The organism is Mesorhizobium sp. M1169, assembly GCF_040318345.1.
GTDB lineage: Bacteria > Pseudomonadota > Alphaproteobacteria > Rhizobiales > Rhizobiaceae > Mesorhizobium.
In genome coordinates this window covers 1-18,143 of record NZ_JAMYME010000065.1, presented here as the reverse complement: position 1 = coordinate 18,143, position 18,143 = coordinate 1, and the positions used below count along the sequence as shown (strand labels likewise).

Genomic DNA, 18,143 nt, shown 5'->3' with positions numbered 1-18,143 from the left:
CGGTGTCAAGTCGTTGAGCAACATGTCACGCGACATCCTGGTAAATTATTGACTTTCTCGGACTGCGATGCCAGCGCACCGCCAAATAACCCGCGCAACTTCTCATGCCGTTGCACCGAATGAGGTACCGGGCCCGTCGGATGACTTTGCGTGCGAGTTTCATTGCGGGATCGGAAAGACCTTGTTAGACGCCTTTTATATTTCTGCTTCCGACTCAGTCGGGTCGGAAGCATACGAGGTGACTGAACTTGAATGAGACTACGTTGTAACGGTCAATTCGCAAAACTTCCAAAGTTGTCCTGCAGCTTTTGAAGCCGCTCACCGCGTTTCTTGACAAAAGGTCCCAAACGGCGGATTACTTCGTCCACGAGAAGGCCTAGAAAGGTCGTCACCGGCGCATTACTCTCCCAGAACATATCGACGTCCGTGTCAACTGGAAAAACATTGTTGGTAAGTTCTTGCGCCCAGTAGCAAACGGAATCCGTGACTATAACGAGATCGACGTTGGCTTGTGAGGCCTGCCGGGCCAAGAGCATGGCCTGCTTCGCATAGCGACGGACATCCACGACGATGAGAACCGGCTTTCCGGCGTCGTCCGCGAACAGTTCGCCGTAGGTACCGCTGCCGCCCTCCATGAAGCGGACATGCGGGCGAGCATATTCGAGACGCTGGGCAAAATCCATAGCTAGGCCTCTTACGCTCTGAAAGCCAGCAACATAGACGCGATCAGCCTTGCCGATCATCTCTGCAACCTGGCTGAAGCGTGCAGTGCGCGCCAACTCGTAGGTGCTGATGATAGCCTTCAATTCCAGATCAAGACTTCCAGAAAGATCGTGAGCCGCACTGTCATTCGCACTTTTCGAACGCTCTGCCGAAGTGATGCGCTCATATCTCTCTCCCACTAGCCAAGCGATCTGATGAATCGTGCTGCCCAATTCCTCCTTAAGAACGGCGAGATTCCCATAGCCGAGTGAACGCAGGAAGCGCCCCACAGTCATCGGGCTGACCTTGAGCTTGCTCGAGATCGAGGCTGCGGTCTCGAAAGGAATCTCTCGGAGATGCGAGACGAGATATGCCGCGATGGCGCTTTCCGCCCGCGAGAATGTTGCTTGCCGCTCCTTGATCTTCTCGACGAAGGGGAAGGTGCTCGGCGCTGGCTGGGGCGCTTCCGTTCGTATCATGCGTTCAGTCGTCCATAGTTACGCATAACCTCCTTTACGGCATCGTGCTCGATAGCTGCAACAAGCCTGTCCTCGCGCCCCACCATGGGCTCAGCCGCCACCATGGCATTGATGATTGCCTCCTCAACGGTTTGCGCCGTTGCCTCAAACAGTGTGTCGAGCCTGTTGTTCGGCAGGAAAGCGAGATTGCCGATTGCAGGCGCGACCGTCGACTCACTCATGGTTTGATTTGCCGTTGAAAAGGCAAGGCACAGATCGCCGGATCCGTCTCCAGACGCTGTTCCGGTGCGGCCGATGCCGAGTCCGGCACGTCGCGCGAGTCGTTCCAACTGGGTGGGCATGAGGGGTGCATCGGTGGCCACTACGGCGATAATCGAACCATGCTCGCCGGCCCAGAGTCGATTCGAGGTGAGGTGTTCACCAACGGGTACGCCGAGAATTTTCAACAGCGGACGAATGCCAAAGTTCGCTTGTACAAGGCACCCGACGGTATAACTCGCACCGAGCATTTCTATCACGCGGGACGACGTTCCCGTGCCTCCTTTGAACTCGAAGCAGATCATCCCAGTTCCGCCGCCAACGTTCCCCTCGGCCAAGGGGCCGCTGGAAGCGCGGTCGAGAGCCTCCATTACATGAGCGGGTGTAACATGGAAGGCGTCCATGTCGTTGAGGTAGGCATCGCATGTTTCGCCGACCACGGGCAACATGAACTTATAGGCTCCAACACCGGCCTCGGGCTTCTTGATCATCCATTGCAGGATCGACTGATGGACTGTTCCAAGGCTGTGGGTGTTAGTGATGCCGATAGGTCCCGTGAAATAACCAGCCTCCTTAATCCAGTGCGTACCGGTCATTTCACCATTTCCATTCAGCGAGTGAAAGCCGGCCCAAACGGGAGTCTTTGAAGAGCCTGAGCGACCTCGTGGAAGTATTGTAGTGACTCCAGTGCGTGCCGGTCCTTTGCCAGAGGTTGACGAGTCGCTGATCACGGTCGAATAGCCTACCTCGACGCCGACAACATCGGTAATGGCATTGAAGACGCCGGTGTTTCCGGAAAACGCCATTCCCAGGTCGCGTGCCCGCGGCTTTGCTGAAGCTTCGGACGCAAAGCGCTGAATGGGTTCCATTAGATATCCTCATTTGACGTGGCTGTTATGGTGGGGTTGTTTGGCATTATCTAGCGAGTATGCCCCGCGAATGATAGGTAAATAATATTGTTTATCCAATGATATGTTTATAACATGATCCGCGAGGCGTGCAGATCGACGTCGTTGTGCCAAGGCGATAAGATCGATGGCGAGGCGCCGCAGCGGTTTGTAGCCGGTGATGCCGGGGGGGGGGCACAGACTCACTGCTGTGTCAAGGGAACAAAAAATCTGATGTGGGAGAGGCAGTCTCTCAATTCGACCGACAGGCTGACATCCCTAACTTCCTTCCGCTCTATGACATCAACGTTTAGAGCCATCCCTTCTGTCAGGTTTGTAGAGATCGCGACAACCGGCCTGTCGAGCCAATCCCTTTCTGCCTGCAACTAAATAGCTGAAATCCAATCACAAAAGTCTTTCTTCGCTCGATAAGCCAAATTGGCGCGATGCTTGCGACCTTCGTTACGAGCCGGCGGAAACGGCCGACCGGCATCCATGTCGCGCGTCACTGCGATGAACGGAACGACGAAAGGAGAGCTACATGTCGGCTCTATGTCAAATGCCCGTTGAATGGGAGGGGGGGCACGCCTCATGCGGACCCAACCTGCGCTTGACTGTATCCTGCCGCTGGCGATACGAGGGCCGCGATCTCCGTCGGGACCAGTTGCGTTGGCCCGGAAAACAGGTTCAGCGGGCATCAATGCGCTAGACCCATCGCAACAGCACCGGTGCAACTCAGGCGCTAGCCGGTCTTCGAGAGAACTATTTGCGGCTGGTCCTTCTGCCGTCTGCTCCTCGGTACGTACTCCCGTGGCCAGAGCCGCGACGGCTTTCCGCACTGACCACGGCTCGGTGAACGGGGTGACTTACCGATCCCTTCCGCCGCTCTTCAAGCATCGCAGCGCATCGATCAAAACCCAAGACTGAGGCCGCATAACCAAAAATGAGGGTGACCGTAGATGAGAAAAGTCATTGCCGCCAAGCTTCATGGCATCACCGCCACTGACGCGGATCTGAATTACCACGGCTCAATAACTCTGGATCCAGATCACTGCGACGAGGCAGGTATTCTTCCGCTAGAATTCGTTGAAATCTGGAACAAGGCTTCGGGCGCGCGAATCAGCACATATGTCATTTACGGTGAGAGGGGTTCTCGTTGCTGTGTGCTGAACGGGGCCGCTGCTCGCACCTGCCAAGTCGGAGACGAGTTAATTATTTGCTCCTCCGTATATGTTGAGAAGCATCAGATCGCAGAGATGAAACCGCGAGTGCTGACCTTCAACCGAGACAATTCTATCCGCGAACGCATGTTCTACGATGCTGAGGTCAGGGATGATGGAACGATCACGTTCGCCGTTCGCGAGGGTCCTCCTAGGCGCAACGCCTGGAACGTCCCGAGTCGGGCCAATCGCTGATGGCTCACGCCGTCGGACTGGCCCTGAGGAATACCGCAGAGACCAGTCCTATTTAGTCCAGAGGCTCTTCGCTTCCGCGCCTAACCATAAAGCTGACCCTGCAACTCATTCCGAAGGGCAATCCATGATGCAATTGGCGTTCATCTATGGCGGCCGGTCCGTTGAGCACGACTGGTCGATTGCGATGTATAATTACGTCGCTGACGTCCTCAACAATGCTCCCAACGCCGATATTTCACCGGCTTCCATCTACTACATCTCCCGATTTGGCGACCTACTCAGGCTCGTGCTGGAAGGGGGTCGCCTTCCCAAGCACGACGAGTTCGCAGCTCGCGCCGAGACGCATCCGCTTGCGTCTCTCGCTCACTTACTCAAGAGCGATGGCCTTTTCGTCTTTTCACTTCTTCAAGGCCAGGACGGAGAGGATGGCCAAATGCAGGCTCTTGCCCAATTCCACGACATTCCAGGTAGCTTTGGTGACAAGACTGCAGCCATGCTCTCAGCAGATAAATATCTGCAAGGCGTAGTGGCCAATCGACTTTGCCCTGAGTTGACTCCCATTCCGATGGTCCACGTCTCCCAAGGCAATCTCGAAGCCGGCATCGAAGAGGCCCTGCTGCATCTTGCTGGCCCGTGTGTCCTCAAACCGAACACGCTCGGAGGATCCTTCCTAACCGAGTGCACAGACGAGCTCTCGGAGGACGGCCTCCGTTCCTATTCCGAACGGATCGCTCCGTATGACCCCTCATTTCTGGTCCAGCAGCGAATTGTTGGAACAGAATACACCTGCGGCGTCTTAATCGACCGCGGTGAGATTACGGCGCTTCCGGTCGCGCGGATCAACAATCCCTCGGGCTTCCTCGGGTATGATCAGAAGACGCAGAAGGGCAGCTACTCTGTTGAATTCCACGACGTAGAGAACACCCTTCAAACTTGTATTGCCTCGATTTCCACGCGGATTGCTAGGGAGTTCAAGCTCCACACATTCGGGCGCCTCGATTTCATCGTTGAAGAGCATGAAGGTGTTTACTTCTTCGAAGTGAATGTGGTCCCGGGGCTGACGGCAGGAAGTATCTTTCCCAAAATGCTCGCAAAAGCCGGCTTCGACCTCTGCCACATCATTCGGCTAGCTGCCTCCAATGAGATGTATCAGCGGCACCGAGAAGAGACCCGTAAGATCGAGACAAGCCGCATCCGCTATGGCCTGCCACCAACAGTGGCATCCTAGTTACCATTTTTGCCTCACGGAAGTCGCTATCAGTGGAGAAGACCAATGCTCCATTGCTATTCGTTCAAGATAGCGATCGAGCTCGGCAATCTTACCCGAAACTTCAAGAGTTCGAACTCTTCGCCCTGGAGCTAGTGTTGCGGCTGTGGTCAAGGCAGACGCCTATGGATGGAACTCGGCTCGATGCGGTTAATCGTCACTTGACCTCGCATGGTTGCGCAACTTTCTTCATGGCCCATCACCAGGAAGGAACTCAGCTCCGCCACTCTGTTGAGTATACGTTCTGAAGACTTCTTCCTGGCACTGAGCCGGCCTACAAGAGGTTCAAGCTCAAGCCGGTACCCACTTCGGAGCTTCAGGTTCGGCTTTGGAAGTTCTGCGAACGTGAAGCCTGGATTGGCGGAGCCGCTCTGAATGTCGACGTTAGGATTAATCGGCTCGGCTTCCGGGTCGAGGAGCTGGGCACCCTGAGCAGGCTGATCGAAGGTCCCACACAGTATTTCGATCTGATCATGAGCCACTTGGCCTGCGCCGGAATGGTGTCCGCGAATTTCTGAAACACGCATCTGGTGACGGGGAGAGCATGAATTATGTACAATGGGTCGCCAGCGTCAGCCGACATAGGTCTGTAATGTCGTAGACAGGCAGCCGGGTTCTGCGGCGGACGGCGGCCGCGACACAAGGAAACCCTGTGCATTCGAGTAGCAACATCGCTATGCCAGGATGCCGAGTTCGGAGTTGCTCGATACAGGCGCCGACCTCTTGCTCGATTTGCTCGATGTCTGTTTGGACAAATGGCCGTGTCAGCGCATTTTGAAGGTACTGGCCTTCCTCGATCCCGCCGACGACCACTCGCGCCCAATCCGTAGGGTTTTCGATTCCGAACAAGTCAACTGTGCAGTACCGAGAGTCAGCCGATACTACAGCCAACATCTGTTGGGGTGCCAACTGGCGCAGAAGAGCCGGAATAAGCAGCAGGCTTGAGGTTACGACAGGCACATCAACGGCCGCAGAGAGCGTTGCCTGATGGCGGATGAAGAAACCACAATCAGCGGAGATTATGCTGGCACCTCGTTTCACTAAGCGCCGGGCTGCTTCCACGCACGCTTCGTCGAGGGATGCATCACCGCGAATGACAATATCCGCAAATGCTCCTTTGACGACTTCAGTAATCAATGGTCGGTTAAATGTCCCTGGATTTAAGAGTGACCCTTCTCGCGCAACAAGCGCCGTCCGAGACGGCGGAAGACCGTCGTCCAGCTCAAGTATTCCCAACACACCACTGGCTCGCAAACTCATGAAAACCCTATCAAGTTAGATTTCGCATAACAATCACGGTCGCGCTCGAAATTCGCCGTGTTGTACAGTGTGGTTGAGTTCCGAGTGTCGGTGGAGATGGCGGCGCCATTCCGTTGCCTCGTTCTTCATATCCATTATCCTCCGATATGATCCACGATAACGATCCTTTTGATTAATCACGGTGGAGCGTGTGCGGAGCTCGGCTCAGTATTCTCGCGCCATACCTTGTCACAAAGGCGTTTCACTGGTTGAAGGCTGAAACGCGATGCGATCTGCAGCTGCAGTCACACGAAAGGGGGACACCCTGCTTTGGGCCATGATCTGTGCTTTCAGCCAGACGAGCGTCCCCGAAACTGGATTCGCATATCAAGCTCGGGACAAAGCGGGTTCGCGGGCCCCCCATTCGCAAATTTGTTGTAACCGAAGGCGGTTCACGTCTGGACACCAATTGATTTCTTCGAGATGTTGCAATTATCGCAACTGTGTTGCACAGTGTGACGGGTGCATGAACGCCTGTCAAGTGAAGCTGAGGTATCATCGATGAGTTCTGGCAAAGATTCCCCAAGCGGTCGCGACCGAGCCCCTGGTGACGTTACGACCGTACAACGCGCATTGAACCTGCTGAAGGTTATCGGCGCGAGTGAAAGGCCGATCGGCGTAAATGAGATCGCGCGCCGGGTAGGAAAGCATGTAAGCTCGGTTTCGAGGACGCTGGCGACCCTGGAACACAACAGATTCGTCGAGCGCGACGAAGAGACAGGACGCTTTGTGCTAGGAGTTGAGCTTATCGCGCTGGCGAGCAGACTTCTTGCCGAACGTGATGTGGTCCGTGTGGCGCGACCCTATCTCGAGGAACTTGCCGAGAGCACGAGAGAAACGGCCTCGCTCAGTCTTTGGAACAAGACTGAGGCTATCAACGTCGAGCATGTGCTTGGCCCCGGGTCGATCAAGCACATCGCGGCGCCAGGGCGCCGCAACCCAGCGCACTGCACGGCGAGTGGAAAAGCCATGCTATCGCAGATGCCGGGCTCAATTCTGAAAGAGGTTTTGGCACTCGGCCTTGAAAAGTATACGGATCGGACGATCACTGAGGCGAGCGCGCTCGAACGTGAGCTGCGCTGCACTCGCGAGCGAGGATACGCGCTGAATGTGGGCGAGTTCATTCCTGAGATCGTTTCCATTGCGGCTGTCATCCACGATGGCAGGGGGAGAGTTGCGGCCGCAATTGCGGTTACAATGCCGGTTTTTCATTTTACTCAGCATAATGAAGGGCAGCTGGCGCCTGTTGTCATGAAAGCGGCGGGGACTATCTCCCGGCGTCTGGGATATGACGGTGCTCAGCCGAAATGATCAGCAAAGCAAGATGCCAGGCGGAATTGCGTCTGCTCCCGACGGACCCTGCTCAGAATCTGCAATTTGCTCTGGCGAGCGTTGCAGCCCTAACGACTCCAAGGACTCTACACTCTACACTGACGGACAGGGGTGAGGGCCGCCATCGCCGTGGCATGATCGCAACGGTTCGCGCTCGGACCAACGACGGGATCATATCGGTCTCTGTAGGCAGCTCCTCCACTAGCCACCACCAGCAGGCGGGAAACCCCAGCCTGACAAATCCCAGCACGGGCAATCCCACGAATGCCCCGACTGCCAGCGTCCCATGCGCGGGACAGGAATCACCGTTGCGCCTGTTTCGCCGCGCCGGCCATCATCTTTCTGGTGCGATACACATCATGAACTTCGACAATCCGCACCCCTTATACGCGTGCAGAACCAAGCGTCGCGCCGGCGCGCTACACAGCTCGGCCCTGGCCACACCGAAAGACCGACAGCGGGCATTGAGAGCGCAAATATCGCCGCCGATCGTCCCGCAAAGCTGCTCGCGAAGGTCGCCGGATCAAGCCAAAGATTGGGTCGTGCCACCGCTGCACGCGACGAATTCGCTATCGCCGTCAAACAGCGTGCCCTACTATCTCTATAACAGCGGCTAACCACCCGCGCCTTACTTCAATCCGGCTTATGTGAGGTCGCTCGAGCTCGCCGCGACGACCGCGCGACTCACATAACCCTCCAGATTCCATTAGGTCGCGGATAGCAGTTTCACTGATGCCGCTCATGCTCTCCCGCTTGAACTCTTGGTCGCCTGTGGCGCCACGGTCTGGCCTCCTCCAGATCGCGTGCGACACGGACCAGTGTGGCCTCGTCGCCAAAGCGGCCAACAATCTGTATACCGATCGGCAGCCCCGTTGCGCTTTGTGCCAAAGGCAAAGACACCGAAGGTTGTCCGGTGACATTGAAGATACCCGTATACTGACAAATCGCAGTATCCGCCTCCACGTATTCCTCTACGGAGACCTCCGGGTTGGTCGCAGAGTAGATCCCACCATGCGGCACGGCCACGATTGGCATCGTGGGGGTGAGCAGAATATCGAAGGCATTGATCGCCTCGCCCACGCGGAAACGCATTCTACGGAGGCCCTCCTGGACGTCCCGCGTATGGGAAAGGGGCAAATCGCGGCCATATCGATACCGTTTAAGCATGACCGGCTCCAAGGTGTCGGAGCTAATCGTGCGACCCATGGCTCGCGCCGCTTCTTCGAGCCAAATAGCGGTCGTCGCCGCGGAGTCAAACTTGCTGTACTCGGCCGGTTCATATATCGGCTCGATGTCCATTACTCTGTGCCCCATCTCCTCGAGGAGCGTCGCCGTCGATTCGACGGCATGCAGCACTTCAGGCTCGAGGTCGATCACGCCCCAACTCGTTCTCGAGACCCCAACCCGCAGACCGCCCGTGGGCTGTGAGAGCTCCTCCACATAGGAACGGTTCGGCTGGACGATGATGAATGGATCGCCGGGATGGGGACCAGAAAAGACATCCAAGGCGGCTGCCATGTCGCGCACAGTCCGACATAGAACAAAGTCGCGGCTGAGACCAGAACCCGCGTCCTGCCTGTTCGGGCCACCGGAAACACGCCCTCGGGACGGGTTCAGTCCGACAAGGCCGCACCAGGACGCCGGTATGCGAGTTGACCCGCCACCGTCACTGCCATGCGCAATCGGAGCGATGCCGGCGGCCACCGCTGCTGCTGCTCCCCCTGAGGAGCCTCCCGCCGAGCGGTCCAAATTCCATGGATTGCCGGTGATGCCATTGAGAATTGATTCCGTCATCACTGTAGATCCAAGCTCGGGCGTCGTTGTTCTGCCTAGAGTGCGAAGCCCGGCCTCGCGCGCGCGACGAAAAAAATAGCTGTCCGTCTCGGAGCGGCAGCCTTTGAAAAGACGGCTTCCATTTTCCTGGAGGCGGCCAGCTTCGCTGGCCCCAATATCCTTGCGAAGGAAAGGCACGCCATGGAAGAGCCCTCCATTCGCGCCGGCAACGGTCTCAGCATCTTCGTAAAATTCGATCACGGCGTTGATGCGGGGATTGACCTTGTCGTGTGCCTCGCGGGCCAAACGCGCAAGTTCCAGAGCAGTCACTTCGCCAGCGCTCACGAGGGAGGCCAAACCGGTCGCATCGTACTCTACGTACTCACTTAGCTTCATTTCAGCAATCTTTCTCCGTTTGCTGCTCGAGCGACAGCACGCCCACGCGCGACTCCGAATTGTGGCGTTCAACTCTGGACATCAATCCACTTCTCCGGCATGTGTTGCAATTAATGCAACTATGTTGCGCAATGTGACAGTAGCATGAACGCCTGTCAAGTGAAGCTGAGTTGTCATCGACGCGTTCTCAGATTCCCCAAGCGATCGCGAGCGAGCCCTGGGGAGGTTACGGCCACCGTGCATTATTGGGACATTTGTGGACGCCCCGTTGAATGCAAGATTGCCGATTCCGAGGCCTGTCGCCCGTGTTCTGAAATGATCTCGAGATGATGCCGCCCCGCGGTGGGCAGGATGTGTTGGTGCGTTCGATTTGTTGCGCTGAGGCTGCCAGGCTTTCCTAGCCATTGGCGGGCGGCAGGTCGTACTGGGGCTCGCGCCAGCAAATAGCGCGGTCGCCCGAGATTTTCTCAATTTCCGCTTCAGTGATGGTGGGGTGTCGCTTGCGCGATTGCGTGCCGTTATCCGACGCTCACTGTTCCGACATGGGCTTGCCTCAGAGATGGTGCGTGGCGGCGCCTCGTGGGTGAGATCGGTGAAGTTCTGGGCCAACGTCAGCAAGGCGGCCCTCCACCGGGCCTCACCGGCCGGAGGGGTACACCGTTCTGTTCAGATCGTCTTCAACTCCCCTTGCAATGCAGAGAACACATGACCCCAAATACGCATGCTGAAGAAGTGGACCGACCGCATCTACCCTTCGTCGATCCCGATCTCGATCCTGTCTAACCCTGTATGGGGCGATGATTGTCAAGCCTGATCTTGGTTCATTTCCTCATCTGCTGGTTCGGGTCAATTGGGCGACCATCTCCTCCCGACCTGGGCTTCGAGCGGGCCGCCGGACGCAGTGACGGTCAAGGGTGGCTGCAGGCCCATCGCGCAGCGACTTGTCCTTGACGGTCACGAGCACGGCGGCAGGCTTTGCCGGGGTCGGGTGAGCCCCTTTCCTGCAAGGGTAAAAAGCCGACGACCGATTCCGAGGCGAGCTCGCCGTCTGTGACGCGGATCGCGCCACGACCTTGTATGCGGTCGATCCGTTCTGGATCGGGAACCATGATGCAGCCATGCGCATCAGCGGCGAAGCTCCGGGGCGGCGGGCCCATCCTAACTTACGGGGCTTGGAAGCCCATGGTTAGACGCGGGTTACCGCCACCTCGGATCGTCATCGGCAGACCCTGCTGCGGGCCCGCCAATTTGGGTTGTGCGTTCTTGCCTGTCTTTCCCATATGCCCATCACGCCGGACGCAAGATGACGCCCTGCGGCACCTCGCCCGAGCTGACGAAACGCCACAGCGCGATCAGCAGCTTGCGCGCCAGCGCCACGATCATCGTCTTGCGCGTGGTCTTGCGGCCGTCGCGCGTGCGCGTGTTGTACCATTGGGCCAGCGCACTGTCCTTTTGGAACAGGAGAAAGCGCCACGCCAATTGGATCATGCCGCGCCGCACGCGGGCATTGCCGGCGCGTGCCAGGCCCTTCTCGCGGCGGCGTTTGCCGCTCTCGTCCGGCGACCCGGTGAGGCCGGCATAGCGCGCCACCGCGCGGCGGTCGCGCAAGCCACGCGACAGGATCTCGTGGACCAGCATGTCGGCCGTCTCGACGCCGATGCCGATGATCCGCGCGATGAGGCGAACCATCGCATGCGGGCCCTTGTCGGTAGCCGGAGCCGCGGCGAGCCGGCGCTCCCGCTCCTGTTCGATGGCGCGGATCTGCGCGCGCACGAGGCAAAGCCGCTCAAGGAAGCGGTGGAGCTCGGCGCGGCTGTTGTCCGGCAATGGCGTCCCCTCTGTCGTGCGGATGGCCTCGAGCCTGTCGGCGGCCTGGCGCAAGCTCAGCCGCAAGCTGCGGATGCCGAAGCGGGTGAGGATCGCCTTGATGCGGTTGATGATCCGCGTCTGCTCGCCGACCAGGGTCTCGCGCTCGCGGTTCGGCCGCCGCGCGTCCTCTTCTTCGATGGTCGGAATCGCCGCCATGCTGCAGTGGCGCTTCTCGCCGCGCAGCCAGCCGAGAAAGACACGCATCAACAGCTCGGTGTCGAGCCGATCGGTCTTGGCGCGGCGGTGCTCGCGCGACACTGCAACGCTGGCGGGGTGGATGGCGTAGGCCTCGATATCGCGCGCCTTGAGCCAGCGCGCCAGCCAGAAGCCGTCGCCGGCCGCCTCATAGGCAACGGCGATGCGCTTGATCGGGTGCCCCGCCCGCCCGGCTTCGTCGCGCCAGCGCTTCAAAAGCTTCAACAGTGCTGGCGCGTCGGCATCGATCTTCTTGACAGGCTGGCGCTTGAGACCCGGAACAAGCGCGGCAATCAGCCACTTCGCCTTGCTCATTTCGATGACGGCGACAATCGTGTTATCCTGCTCGAGAGCGGTGAGGGACCGGCTCGCGTCAAATGTTTGCGACATGGGGGCGCTCCTTCTGATGGTGTTTTGGATAGCGCCGAAGAATGCCATACCCTCGCCGCTCGCCCCATAGCATCTAACCACCATGATGCGGGCGGACGTGATCGGTTACGAGAGATGGGATCGGACACCTTCACGGTAGCGCTCGATGCCGCGACACCTGAGCTGTTCGATCGCACCCCCGCGAAGCGGCGTACAGTCGCCGCACAGCTGGAAGAAGTACTGGAAAGTACTGATGGGCGCCCCCCAGTATTCGGGCCGCAGAAGTTCGGCGCCCATATCATCGTCGACATGGGTGCAACCGAGGTCGACCTGCCGGTGGTGCAGCGCCTCGTCGATCTCGGCGGCCATTTGCACATGTTCTGCTTGTTTCCTGGGAAAGGATCGCTGATGGACCATCTCCCGGCCAACCCGCGCGACCAGTGGGGAGTGCAGCTGGGCCGTTATCGCACTGATTAGTGAGATGCACTGGCTCGCAGAAATGGCGCAAACCGACAGGCGAGGTGAGCCTCCAATCCGAGTTCCTCCCTGGCGCCGCGTTTTGCCGATTTACGGCCTGACAAGCAGCTCGCCAACTTTCTTCACGTCCAAATCCAACCGTTGCAACAGATCCTTCAAATAAATTTACAGGATCTTTGCGACCGCAAATCGCTGACGAAGATACGCTCACGGCAAGGTCTGAGTCAGGCACGGCTGAAAAAAGTAGATGCTGATTTAGCCTCGAACCGTCACACAGCACGCAACGGAGGTCAATGGCAATGGCAAAAAGAGCGCTCATTATGGTGGAAGGATCAAGGGGTAATGGTCCGCTATACATCCAAGCGGCCCAGCGTCTTGGTCTTTATCCAATTATCCTGGCGGCGGATCCAACTCAATACGACTATCTTGCGGGGAACGGGATCGAGGCAATCCGTATCGATACAGGCGATCTCGATGCGCTGATCCGCGAATGTTTCCGGCTGCGTGAGAGCTATGACATTGCCGGCATTACTGGCTTTGCCGGCGACGACGAGTCGGTCTCTGCGACAGTTGGAAAGCTCTGCCGGCATTTCGATCTACCGGGACCGAACCCCTCATCGATTGAACGTTGCTGCGACAAATTCCTTCAACGTCAGCTCCTTGCAGAGGCCGGCGTTCCAATCCCGGCTTATCGCTTGGCCGAGACAGCGACGGATGTAGAACGCTCAGCCGCAGAGATCGGCCTGCCGGTGATAGTTAAGCCAGCCGTAGGCATTGGCAGCTTCGGTGTTCGACTGTGCCGCAACGTCGACGAGCTAGCCGAACATACAACCTATCTGTTGGGGGGGAAGCACCCGTGGCGGTCTTCGCCAAGGATACTGGTCGAAGAATTCGCACAAGGTCCACACTACTGCGCTAACATAATGGGAAATGAGGTCATTGCTATTGCCGCCGCTGAGTTTGGCCCTCCACCGCATTTCGTCTTTCGTGAATACACCTTTCCGGCCCCGCTGACTGATGACGCGGATAAACGCATCACTGATGTTTCGTTGAGCTGTTTGCCAGCTCTCGGCCTTGGCTGGGGGCCAACCTGCATTGAATTCCGGTGGATGAACCGCGGTCCAGTCGTCATTGAAGTCAATCCGCGTATGCCGGGTGGTGGTGATCCTAAACTGATTCAGCTGGCTTATGGTGTCGATCTCACCACCGAGCACCTCAAGCTTGTCATCGGCGAGGAATGGGATTTGCGCAAAAGGCATTCGCAGACTGTGGCCGCGCGGAACCTGATTCCTGATTGCGATGGCACCCTCGATTGGATCGATGGCGGCGATCGGGCGGCTGCCGTACCAGGTGTCGCCGAGGTCAAATTGTACGTTAAACCCAAGATGCCGATCGTCAGGAAGGGCGACTACCGAGACCGCATCGGACATGTCATTGCCACTTCACCCAGCCGTGCTCAGACTGCGGCAATACTGCAGCGTGCCGTCGACTTAATTAATTGGTCGATCGCACCTTTTCCGACCCCGGGCGAACAGGAATAATCTGCGGTCCCTACTCCTGCACCAGCGCAGGTGGTGCCAGCTTGTCACCGCGTTTGCGAAAACAGCCAACCTTCAAGCTTACCACCTCCGATGCGCGCAGGCCTGCGGCATAGGCGGTGATCAACGCGGTGCGTCCCTTCAATGATGGCGCCGCCCTCGAGAAAGCGCACCACCTCGTCTGCGCTCAATATCGCTGGCAGCTTGCGCGGCGTGCGGGAAGGAAATTCGCTCGGGAATCTTCGCCCATCAGGCGCCTCTCAGGGGCTACTCCTCCAAACAACTCCCTGTCCCGCGTCAGCGGGTTATTTCAATGCCTTCGTTTCCAATTTAAGGACGACTCTAAAGCTGGGTGGTGTCGTCTTGCCGACCTTCAGCCCGAAGCGCGCAAGATGCCGCGCAGACCGTTCCATCCCGCAGCGGATTCAACGAGCTTGCGCGCCGTCGACACCGCCCGCACCTCCTAGGCGGCCAACGACTTGCATGCACCGGCCGAAACGGACGCGTCGCGCGGTCGTGCCCGCCAGTTAGCTCGACGCGATCAGTGCGTTGGGGCCACCGTGCGCCGCTGATAGGCGTGCAGGGCCTTGCTCTTCCATTCCACCGTCTTGTCCTCGGCGGCCTCGAGCCGCGCCCGCGGAACAGTGATCTTGGTGCCGAAAGTGCCCGTCAGCGTATGCGTCCGGCTGCCGTGGCGGTGGCCGGCGACACCGGGGGTCTCATCACTGCGCGCCGCCGGCTGCCGGCCATAACGGGGACGGGCAAGCAGCGCTTCCAACTCGGTCTAGGGCATCGTTTCGATGAAGCCGCGCACCCGCTCGCGCAGGGCAGCTTCGGTCGGATCAAACCAGTTGCCCGAAAAGATAGCTCGTCGGCTCATCCCCAGGATGAACGGCTCCGGCTTTCATGGTTGTCCTTGTCATGGCGTAGTCTCCTGTCCGGCACCGGAAGGCCGGATGCTTCGAGGTTTGACACCCCGGAGACTTCGCCAACTTTCAATTCCAACCACTTCCCAGACAGCACCCCCGGGCCATCGATACCTGTCGGGTTGTCGGGTACCAAACACGGTAGTGTTCGGATTGGCTTCCTGCGGAGCTCTCATCTAAATCTTTGATGAGTAAGCAGAATATTATTTCTGCGGCTCTTTCTGCGCAGTTGGCACGACTTTTGAGACCCATCGTCACGAGGCGGGAGAGGCTGCCAGCCGATAATTCATGTCGTGGGTCATATCGCAATCGATGGAACGAAGGAAAGAAGCAGCATGTCAGGTCCGCGCCAGATCGCATTCGGTGGGGCTATCGGTAAATCCAGACCTCCCAAAATACGCTTGCCGCTCTGTCAGCTTCAGGCAGAACTGTCTTGATCGTCGGCTTCGAGCCAAGGCACGGGCAACGAGGTGGACAAATGGCGCCAGTAAGTGCAGTGCGCGGCAGCATTCAGGGAACGAAGCCCGATTTCACGGCAGCCTATAATCGCAAGTGGCCGCATGCCTATTTTCGCGCGCATTTGGCCCTGGACTATATGATTCCAGATCGGGCCGAGCCAGTCTTCGAAAGGATTTTCGCGGACTATCGACGCGTCCGAAACAAGTCTAGGTTGAAGATCATCGATATCGGTTGTTCCTATGGTGTCAACGCTGCTTTACTGCGCACCGATCTCGATCTCGACGATCTGTATGCTGCCTATCTGAAAGCCAGCGGATCGCTCTCGCGCCGACAGGAGATCGAGCATCGCGCTTTCTTTCGCGATCGCGGCCTCCGTGATGACATTCAGTTCGTCGGCGTGGATCCATCGTTCCGGGCTGTTAGATATGCAAAGAATATGGGGTTACTGGAGGCGGGCATCACGGCGGATTTGGAAACCCGTGACTTGACCGTCAATGAACGTTGCGTCCTCGCGGGTGCGGACATCATCATCAGCACGGGCTGTGTGGGTTATGCCACGGAGCGGACCTTTGCACGCGTGTATGAGGCCTCGGCGACGTCACGCCCGTGGGTCATCGCCTTTGTGATGCATCCCTTCAGCTATGACGACATCGCCGCAGCTCTTCGGGGTTTCGCCTTGGAAACCAAGGTCGCAGACCGGTTTAGACAACGCCAGCGCCGCTTCTCCACACCAACGGAACGGCAGGCAATACTGAAAGCTATGGCCAAACTCGGTATGGAGGATCACCTAGAGCGTACGACCGGCTATATCTACGCGTCCTGCTACATCTCCGCACCGTCACGCGAAGCGCTCTGAACCGGTCATGGACAACTGCTCACAACCCACTACCTACGTGATTGCGTTCGCACCCTCCGAGATTCAAAAGGCGCTCCGTGCCACACCACTGGTGACCAAAACGTCGCAACGAATCCTGCAAAATACTTTGCAGAATCTTTGCACCCGCAGTTCACTGACAATGGTACATTCAATGCCGGATGTGAGGCACGGGTAAATAGCTGATGCCTGTTCCCGATCAGACGCCACACAGCATTGCAACGGAGGGTTAGTAGCAATGGCAAAAAGAGCGCTCATCATGGTTGAAGGCCATAGGAGTATTGGTTTGCTATACGTGAAAGCGGCCCGGCATCTTGGGCTCCATCCAATTACCCTGTCGACCAAGCCAACCCAGTACGACTATCTTGCAGAGGAAAGGCTTGAGGCAATCCGTGTCGATACAGACGATCTCGATGCGCTGATCCGCGAATGTAACCGGCTGCGTGAGACCTGTGGCATTGCTGGCATTACTGGCTTTTCGGGCGACGATGAGTCGATCTATGCGACAGTTGGCAAGCTCTGCCGGCATTTCAATCTACCGGGACCGGACCCCGCATCGATCGAACGATGCTTTGACAAATTCGTTCAACGTCAGCTCCTCGCGGAGGCCGGCGTTCCAATACCTGCTTATCGCTTGGCAGCGAATGCGACGGAAGTAGAAAGTTCTGCCGCACAGATCGGTCTGCCAGTGGTTCTCAAGCCAGCCGTAGGCAGCGGCAGCATCGGTGTCCGACTGTGCCGCAATGTTGACGAGTTGGCCGAACACACGTCTTACCTGTTGGGCGGGAAACACATATGGCGGTCTTCGCCGAGAATACTGGTCGAAGAATTCGCACAAGGGCCATTCTATGGCGCTGACATAATGGGAAATGAGGTCATTGGAATTGAGGCCGGCGACTTCGGCCCCCCGCCGCATTTCGTCTTTCGTCATTTGACCTGCCCGGCCCCCCTGACTGGTGACGAGCATAGGCGTATCGCTGATGTTTCGCTGAGCTGTTTGCCAGCTCTTGGTCTTGGCTGGGGGCCAACGACTGTTGAACTTCGGTGGACGAAGCGTGGCCCAGTTGTCATTGAAGTCAATCCGCGGCTTGCGGGTGGGACCAGTCCACGGCTGGTTCAAGCGGCTTACGGGATTGATCTCATCACTGAGCACATCAAACTTGTCATCGGCGAGGAATGGGACTTGCGCAGGAGGCATTCGCGGGTTGCTGCCTCGCAGTGCCTCGATGCTGATAGCGATGGCATCCTCGATTGGATCGGTGGCGTCAGCCGGGCCGCTGCTGTACCAGGTGTCGCCGAGGTGAAATTGTACATTAAACCCAAGACGCCGATCGTCAGGAAAGGCGACTACCGAGACCGCATCGGACATGTCATTGCCACTTCACCCAGCCGTGCTCAGACTGCGGCCATACTTCAGCGTGCCGTCGACCTAATTAGTTGGTCGATCGCACCGACCCCGGGCAAACAGGAATAATCTGCGGTCGCCTACTCCTCCGCACCGGCGCATTTCACAGTTTGATAATGCCGATGCCGGCGCGGGTTATTGGCGGTGCGCTGGCATCGCAGTCCGAGAAAGTCAATAATTTACCAGGATGTCGCGTGACATGTTGCTCAACGACTTGACACCG

At 57.9% G+C, this 18,143-nt stretch carries 13 protein-coding genes and 3 pseudogenes; 9 read left to right on the top strand and 7 right to left on the bottom strand.

Going from position 1 to position 18,143, the window contains the following annotated elements; genetic code table 11:
* Window positions 1-272 precede the first annotated feature (272 nt).
* Window positions 273-1,181, bottom strand: coding sequence for a MurR/RpiR family transcriptional regulator (locus NKH41_RS32215; protein WP_352935658.1), 909 nt, complete (start codon window positions 1,179-1,181; stop codon window positions 273-275).
* Window positions 1,178-2,308 (bottom strand): DmpA family aminopeptidase, encoded by a 1,131-nt coding sequence (locus tag NKH41_RS32210; protein ID WP_352935655.1) that lies wholly within the window; start codon window positions 2,306-2,308, stop codon window positions 1,178-1,180. Before NKH41_RS32210 ends, NKH41_RS32215 begins: the two co-directional genes overlap by 4 nt.
* Before the next feature lie 977 nt (window positions 2,309-3,285).
* Between NKH41_RS32210 and panD the strand changes: the two genes are divergently transcribed.
* The 3 genes and pseudogenes from panD to NKH41_RS32195 all read left to right on the top strand — a co-directional run.
* On the top strand, window positions 3,286-3,741 hold the full coding sequence (panD, locus tag NKH41_RS32205) for an aspartate 1-decarboxylase (protein WP_352935652.1): 456 nt from the start codon (window positions 3,286-3,288) through the stop codon (window positions 3,739-3,741).
* 124 nt (window positions 3,742-3,865) lie between these two features.
* Window positions 3,866-4,969 (top strand): D-alanine--D-alanine ligase family protein, encoded by a 1,104-nt coding sequence (locus NKH41_RS32200; RefSeq protein ID WP_352935649.1) that lies wholly within the window; start codon window positions 3,866-3,868, stop codon window positions 4,967-4,969.
* Window positions 4,970-5,355: 386 nt separating this feature from the next.
* Window positions 5,356-5,526 (top strand): annotated as a pseudogene (locus NKH41_RS32195) (alanine racemase); the annotation flags it as partial.
* Between the two features lie 31 nt (window positions 5,527-5,557).
* On the opposite strand, the gene NKH41_RS32190 reads toward NKH41_RS32195, so the two are convergent.
* On the bottom strand, window positions 5,558-6,145 hold the full coding sequence (locus tag NKH41_RS32190; protein WP_352935647.1) for an aspartate/glutamate racemase family protein: 588 nt from the start codon (window positions 6,143-6,145) through the stop codon (window positions 5,558-5,560).
* 663 nt (window positions 6,146-6,808) lie between these two features.
* Between NKH41_RS32190 and NKH41_RS32185 the strand changes: the two genes are divergently transcribed.
* Window positions 6,809-7,618 (top strand): IclR family transcriptional regulator, encoded by an 810-nt coding sequence (locus NKH41_RS32185; protein WP_352935644.1) that lies wholly within the window; start codon window positions 6,809-6,811, stop codon window positions 7,616-7,618.
* A gap of 175 nt (window positions 7,619-7,793) precedes the next feature.
* Window positions 7,794-7,994: pseudogene (locus tag NKH41_RS34310) on the top strand (IS91 family transposase); the annotation flags it as partial.
* Window positions 7,995-8,365: 371 nt separating this feature from the next.
* Here the strand turns inward: NKH41_RS34310 and NKH41_RS32180 are convergent.
* Both NKH41_RS32180 and NKH41_RS32175 read right to left on the bottom strand, forming a co-directional pair.
* Window positions 8,366-9,808 carry an amidase gene (locus NKH41_RS32180; RefSeq protein WP_352935641.1) on the bottom strand — a complete coding sequence of 481 codons (1,443 nt, stop codon included), beginning with the start codon at window positions 9,806-9,808 and terminating at the stop codon, window positions 8,366-8,368.
* Window positions 9,809-11,095: 1,287 nt separating this feature from the next.
* Window positions 11,096-12,262, bottom strand: coding sequence for an IS110 family RNA-guided transposase (locus tag NKH41_RS32175; RefSeq protein ID WP_352935638.1), 1,167 nt, complete (start codon window positions 12,260-12,262; stop codon window positions 11,096-11,098).
* 114 nt (window positions 12,263-12,376) lie between these two features.
* On the opposite strand from NKH41_RS32175, the gene NKH41_RS32170 reads away from it, so the two are divergent.
* Window positions 12,377-12,718, top strand: coding sequence for a radical SAM protein (locus NKH41_RS32170; protein ID WP_352935635.1), 342 nt, complete (start codon window positions 12,377-12,379; stop codon window positions 12,716-12,718).
* Window positions 12,719-13,017: 299 nt separating this feature from the next.
* On the top strand, window positions 13,018-14,259 hold the full coding sequence (locus NKH41_RS32165) for an ATP-grasp domain-containing protein (RefSeq protein ID WP_352935661.1): 1,242 nt from the start codon (window positions 13,018-13,020) through the stop codon (window positions 14,257-14,259).
* A 67-nt stretch (window positions 14,260-14,326) separates the two neighbouring features.
* Here NKH41_RS32165 and NKH41_RS32160 read toward each other — a convergent pair.
* Window positions 14,327-14,502: pseudogene (locus tag NKH41_RS32160) on the bottom strand (tyrosine-type recombinase/integrase); the annotation flags it as partial.
* A 295-nt stretch (window positions 14,503-14,797) separates the two neighbouring features.
* Window positions 14,798-15,034, bottom strand: a complete 237-nt coding sequence (locus NKH41_RS34305; protein ID WP_502906077.1) for a hypothetical protein — start codon at window positions 15,032-15,034, stop codon at window positions 14,798-14,800.
* Between the two features lie 581 nt (window positions 15,035-15,615).
* Between NKH41_RS34305 and NKH41_RS32150 the strand changes: the two genes are divergently transcribed.
* Both NKH41_RS32150 and NKH41_RS32145 read left to right on the top strand, forming a co-directional pair.
* Window positions 15,616-16,497 (top strand): hypothetical protein, encoded by an 882-nt coding sequence (locus tag NKH41_RS32150; RefSeq protein ID WP_352935632.1) that lies wholly within the window; start codon window positions 15,616-15,618, stop codon window positions 16,495-16,497.
* 256 nt (window positions 16,498-16,753) lie between these two features.
* Window positions 16,754-17,989: an ATP-grasp domain-containing protein gene (locus NKH41_RS32145; RefSeq protein WP_352935629.1), complete on the top strand. Its 1,236-nt coding sequence runs from the start codon at window positions 16,754-16,756 to the stop codon at window positions 17,987-17,989.
* Window positions 17,990-18,143: the final 154 nt, after the last annotated feature.

Excerpts from the sequence above, each read along its gene's own strand:
- NKH41_RS32215 (WP_352935658.1), bottom strand. The coding sequence starts at position 1,181 with ATGATACGAACGGAAGCGCCCCAGCCAGCGCCGAGCACCTTCCCCTTC.
- NKH41_RS32210 (WP_352935655.1), bottom strand. The coding sequence starts at position 2,308 with ATGGAACCCATTCAGCGCTTTGCGTCCGAAGCTTCAGCAAAGCCGCGG.
- panD (WP_352935652.1), top strand. The coding sequence starts at position 3,286 with ATGAGAAAAGTCATTGCCGCCAAGCTTCATGGCATCACCGCCACTGAC.
- NKH41_RS32200 (WP_352935649.1), top strand. The coding sequence starts at position 3,866 with ATGATGCAATTGGCGTTCATCTATGGCGGCCGGTCCGTTGAGCACGAC.
- NKH41_RS32185 (WP_352935644.1), top strand. The coding sequence starts at position 6,809 with ATGAGTTCTGGCAAAGATTCCCCAAGCGGTCGCGACCGAGCCCCTGGT.
- NKH41_RS32180 (WP_352935641.1), bottom strand. The coding sequence starts at position 9,808 with ATGAAGCTAAGTGAGTACGTAGAGTACGATGCGACCGGTTTGGCCTCC.
- NKH41_RS32175 (WP_352935638.1), bottom strand. The coding sequence starts at position 12,262 with ATGTCGCAAACATTTGACGCGAGCCGGTCCCTCACCGCTCTCGAGCAG.
- NKH41_RS32170 (WP_352935635.1), top strand. The coding sequence starts at position 12,377 with ATGGGATCGGACACCTTCACGGTAGCGCTCGATGCCGCGACACCTGAG.
- NKH41_RS32165 (WP_352935661.1), top strand. The coding sequence starts at position 13,018 with ATGGCAAAAAGAGCGCTCATTATGGTGGAAGGATCAAGGGGTAATGGT.
- NKH41_RS32145 (WP_352935629.1), top strand. The coding sequence starts at position 16,754 with ATGGCAAAAAGAGCGCTCATCATGGTTGAAGGCCATAGGAGTATTGGT.